Annotated in this window: 4 protein-coding genes; all 4 read left to right on the top strand. The window is 37.5% G+C overall.

Features of this window, described 5'->3' with window-relative positions; translation table 11 throughout:
• The first annotated feature begins 168 nt into the window (after positions 1 to 168).
• The 4 genes from HMPREF2984_RS04295 to HMPREF2984_RS04280 all read left to right on the top strand — a co-directional run bounded on the left by HMPREF2984_RS04295 (position 169) and on the right by HMPREF2984_RS04280 (position 4,226).
• Complete coding sequence (locus tag HMPREF2984_RS04295; RefSeq protein ID WP_049534382.1) at positions 169 to 1,020, top strand: MetQ/NlpA family ABC transporter substrate-binding protein; 852 nt, start codon at positions 169 to 171, stop codon at positions 1,018 to 1,020.
• Positions 1,021 to 1,105: 85 nt separating this feature from the next.
• Positions 1,106 to 2,479 (top strand): M20/M25/M40 family metallo-hydrolase, encoded by a 1,374-nt coding sequence (locus tag HMPREF2984_RS04290; RefSeq protein ID WP_049534380.1) that lies wholly within the window; start codon positions 1,106 to 1,108, stop codon positions 2,477 to 2,479.
• A complete protein-coding gene (locus tag HMPREF2984_RS04285; protein ID WP_003028871.1) occupies positions 2,472 to 3,533 on the top strand; it encodes a methionine ABC transporter ATP-binding protein in 1,062 nt (353 codons plus the stop codon). The genes HMPREF2984_RS04290 and HMPREF2984_RS04285 overlap by 8 nt, the downstream gene beginning before the upstream one ends.
• The gene (locus tag HMPREF2984_RS04280; RefSeq protein WP_049534378.1) at positions 3,534 to 4,226 is read left to right on the top strand and encodes a methionine ABC transporter permease; all 693 of its coding nucleotides are present in this window, start codon (positions 3,534 to 3,536) and stop codon (positions 4,224 to 4,226) included.
• Positions 4,227 to 4,426: the final 200 nt, after the last annotated feature.

The following is a 4,426-nucleotide window of genomic DNA, read 5'->3' as shown; positions in this document are numbered from 1 at the left end:
GATGTGAAATAAGAGAATGTAAAGCCAGCTAGTTTCAAAGTTTCAGCTGGTTTTCTTATACAAAACAGTTATAGTTTATAACTATACCCTTTGTTATGAAATAACAATTTGTCAATCAGGTAAATATGTGCGATACTATTTTCATAAGATTTTTAAAGGAGATAGAAAATGAAATTTAAAAAATGGTTTGGAATAACAGCTCTAGCAGCTGCAGCAGTGATTGGCTTAGCAGCTTGTGGTTCAGGAAATAAAAGTGATGACGCCAAAACGATTAAAGTTGGTGTGATGACAAAGAGTGACTCAGAAGAAAAACGCTGGGACAAGATTCAAGAATTGTTGAAAAAAGACAATATTAAATTGGAATTTACAGAATTTACGGACTACTCGCAACCAAATAAAGCGGTCGCTGATGGTGAAGTGGATATCAATGCTTTCCAACATTACTATTTCTTGAACAACTGGAACAAGGAAAACAAGCAAAACTTAGTTGCAACTGCTGAAACTTATATTTCACCAATTCGCCTCTACTCTGGTACCAAAAATGGGAAAAATAAATATACGAAAGTAGATCAAATTCCAAATGGTGCAGAAATTGCAGTTCCAAATGATGCGACAAATGAAAGTCGGGCGCTTAATTTATTGCAATCTGCAGGATTGATTAAATTAGACAAGTCTGGAAATGAATTGGCAACTGTGGCAAATATCAAAGAAAATCCGAAAAAATTGAAAATTACAGAATTGGATGCTAGTCAAACAGCTCGCTCATTGACTTCAGTAGATGCAGCCGTTGTAAACAATACATTTGTAACAGAAGCAAAATTGGACTATAAAAAAGCCTTGTTCATTGAACCGAAAGATAAAAATTCAAAACAATGGTTTAACATCATTGCAGCTAAAAAAGATTGGGAAAAATCTCCAAAAGCAGATGCCATTAAGAAACTCATTAAAGCTTATCATTCAGATGAAGTGAAAAAAGTGGTTGAAGAAACATCAGATGGTTTAGACCAACCGGTTTGGTAATCTTTATTTCATTAGCTGTATTTCAGTCTAAAAACTCAGTTGGAATTACCGACTGAGTTTTGTCGCCATTCTATAAGGAGAAAATATGACATTTTCAAGTGAAGAAGAGCAAATTAAAAAATTTGAACAAGATATAGTAACACAAGAATATATCGCCATTTTACGAACTTTGATTGCTAAAAAATCAATCTTCGCTCAACAAGTCGGTTTACAAGAAGTGGCTGCTTATCTAAAAGAAATCTTTACAAGAGCTGGTGCGGAGGTGGAATTAGATGATAGCTATACAGCGCCATTTGTGATAGCGAAGTTTAAAAGTTCAAACCCTACAGCTAAGACAATTATTTTTTATAATCACTACGACACGGTTCCGGCAGATAGCGATCAGATTTGGACAGATGACCCATTTACCTTATCTATTCGAGACGGTGGCATGTATGGTCGCGGAGTAGATGATGACAAAGGACATATTATCGCGCGTTTGACGGCTATGCAAAAATATTTACAAAAGCATAAAACGTTACCTGTCAATGTCATTTTTATGATGGAAGGAGCAGAAGAGTCTGCTTCTGTTGATTTAGAAAAATACCTAGCCAAACACAAGGTGCTTCTGCAAGGGGCAGATCTTCTCGTTTGGGAACAAGGAATTAAAAATTCTTTAGGGCAACTAGAAATTTCTGGTGGGAACAAGGGAATTGTGACCTTTGATATGAAGGTCAAAAGTGCGGAAGTGGATATTCATTCTAGCTTTGGTGGTGTGATTGATTCGGCTTCTTGGTACTTGTTGAACGCCCTTGCTAGCTTGAGAGATAAGGATGGATGTATTCAGGTAGAAGGACTTTATGATCAAGTAATCGCACCTAATCAACGAGAGTTAGCTTTAGTGGAACAATACGCTCAGCGCAGTCCAGAAGAAGTAGAAACTATTTATGGTTTGGAATTACCTTTATTACAAGAAGAGAAAAAATCTTTTTTAAATCGAATTTTCTTTGAACCATCTTTGAACATTGAAGGAATTACTTCTGGTTACCAAGGTCAAGGAGTGAAGACGATTCTTCCGTCAGAAGCTTCGGCAAAAGTAGAGGTTCGCTTAGTGCCAGGACTGGAACCACATGGAGTATTGGAACTGATTCGCAAACAACTCGACAAAAATGGTTTTGATAAGGTAGAATTAGTTTATACTTTGGGAGAAATGAGCCATCGTAGTGATATGAGTGCGTCGCCGATTTTAAATGTCATTGAACTAGCTAAGAAATTCTATCAAAAAGGAGTTTCTGTCTTACCAACTACAGCAGGTACAGGACCGATGCACACGGTATTTGAAGTACTTGAGGTACCAATGGTCGCCTTTGGACTTGGAAATGCGAATAGTCGAGACCATGGCGGTGACGAAAATGTCCGCATTGCAGATTATTACACCCATATTGAATTAGTAGAGGAGCTGATTGCAAGTTATGAGTAAAGAAATGATTCAGTTAGATCACATTGATGTAACCTTTCAACAAAAGAAACGTCAGATTCAAGCAGTTAAAGATGTGACGATTCATATTCAAGAAAGAGATATCTATGGAATTGTCGGTTATTCTGGGGCTGGGAAATCAACCTTGGTTCGTGTCATTAACCTACTGCAAGTTCCAACGAGCGGGAAAATTATTGTAGATGATGATGTTCTTTTTGACAATAAAGTAACCTTGACAGCAGAACAGCTGCGCCGCAAACGTCAAGACATCGGCATGATTTTTCAACATTTTAATCTGATGAGTCAATTGACGGCAGAAGAAAATGTCGCTTTTGCGTTGAAACATTCTGGTCTATCAAAAGAAGAAAAGAAAGAAAAAGTGCGTACCCTGTTGGAGTTGGTCGGTTTAGCCGATCGCGCTGAAAATTATCCTTCTCAGCTTTCCGGAGGGCAAAAACAGCGGGTTGCCATTGCGCGTGCTTTAGCAAATGACCCTAAAATCTTGATTTCTGATGAATCAACCTCAGCTCTAGATCCAAAAACAACTAAACAAATTTTAGCTCTTTTACAAGATTTAAATCAAAAGCTGGGATTAACAATTGTTTTGATTACTCATGAGATGCAAATTGTCAAAGACATCGCTAATCGTGTCGCAGTTATGCAGGACGGTCAACTGATTGAAGAAGGTTCTGTTTTGGATATTTTCTCTAATCCTCAGCAAGACTTAACCAAAGACTTCATCGCGACTGCAACAGGAATTGATGAAGCTATGGGCAAGATTGAGCAACAAGAAATTGTCAAACATTTGGCGAAAAATAGTCTCTTGGTGCAAATGAAGTACGCAGGAACCTCTACAGATGAACCCTTGCTGAATGAAATTTACAAACATCATCAAGTTACTGCCAATATACTCTATGGAAATATTGAAATTTTAGGTGGAACACCTGTCGGAGAATTGGTCGTTGTTTTATCTGGTGAAAAGGAAAATCTAACAGCGGCTAAAGCAGCCATTCGTGAAGCTGGTGTTCAATTGACAGTATTGAAGGGAGAAGCATAGATGGAAAATTTTATTCAAACATACTTGCCGAATGTTTATCGAATGGGTTGGAGCGGTCAAGCTGGCTGGGGAACAGCTATTTACTTGACATTGTATATGACAGTCATTTCTTTTATTATCGGCGGATTGTTAGGCTTAATTGCAGGGCTTTTTCTTGTTTTGACTGCTCCAGGAGGTGTCTTGGAAAATAAAGTAGCTTTTTGGATTTTAGACAAAATCACATCTATCTTCCGTGCTATCCCATTTATTATTTTGTTAGCTGTTCTTTCACCTTTTTCACACTTGATTGTGGGGACTAGTATTGGACCAAATGCAGCTATCGTACCTCTTTCTTTTGCAGTATTTGCTTTCTTTGCTCGCCAAGTTCAAGTTGTACTCGCTGAGTTAGACGGCGGTGTTATCGAGGCCGCCCAAGCTAGTGGAGCAACTTTTGGTGATCTTGTCGGTGTTTATCTGCGAGAAGGTTTGCCAGATTTGATTCGTGTGACAACAGTCACTCTCATTTCTCTCGTTGGCGAGACTGCAATGGCTGGTGCTGTCGGTGCTGGAGGAATCGGGAATGTTGCGATTGCTTATGGCTTCAATCGCTATAATAACGATGTAACAATTTTAGCAACGATCATTATTATTGTACTTATCTTTGCCATTCAGTTTGCTGGTGATTTTTTGACTAGAAAATTAAGCCATAAATAGGATAGCTGAGATGATTGTTAGAGATAAACAATAAATATATATAAAAATGATATAAAAGTTCTATGATAATAGGTCATAGAATTTTTAGTTTATACATATTTTCTATTTCGTATGACCAGTACAAGTATTTAGCAGTTTACAGGAGATAAGAAAGAGGAGACAGGAAAAATTGGAAGAAAAAGTTTAAGAAAAATAAAAAA

The sequence above is a fragment of the Streptococcus sp. HMSC066E07 genome (assembly GCF_001814695.1).
GTDB lineage: Bacteria > Bacillota > Bacilli > Lactobacillales > Streptococcaceae > Streptococcus > Streptococcus hominis.
The sequence above is the reverse complement of the archived record's forward strand: the minus strand, read 5'-3'. Positions and strand labels throughout refer to the sequence as shown.

What these genes read in the sequence shown, in the direction of transcription:
- HMPREF2984_RS04295 (WP_049534382.1), top strand. Translation starts at nt 169, where the DNA reads ATGAAATTTAAAAAATGGTTTGGAATAACAGCTCTAGCAGCTGCAGCA.
- HMPREF2984_RS04290 (WP_049534380.1), top strand. Translation starts at nt 1,106, where the DNA reads ATGACATTTTCAAGTGAAGAAGAGCAAATTAAAAAATTTGAACAAGAT.
- HMPREF2984_RS04285 (WP_003028871.1), top strand. Translation starts at nt 2,472, where the DNA reads ATGAGTAAAGAAATGATTCAGTTAGATCACATTGATGTAACCTTTCAA.
- HMPREF2984_RS04280 (WP_049534378.1), top strand. Translation starts at nt 3,534, where the DNA reads ATGGAAAATTTTATTCAAACATACTTGCCGAATGTTTATCGAATGGGT.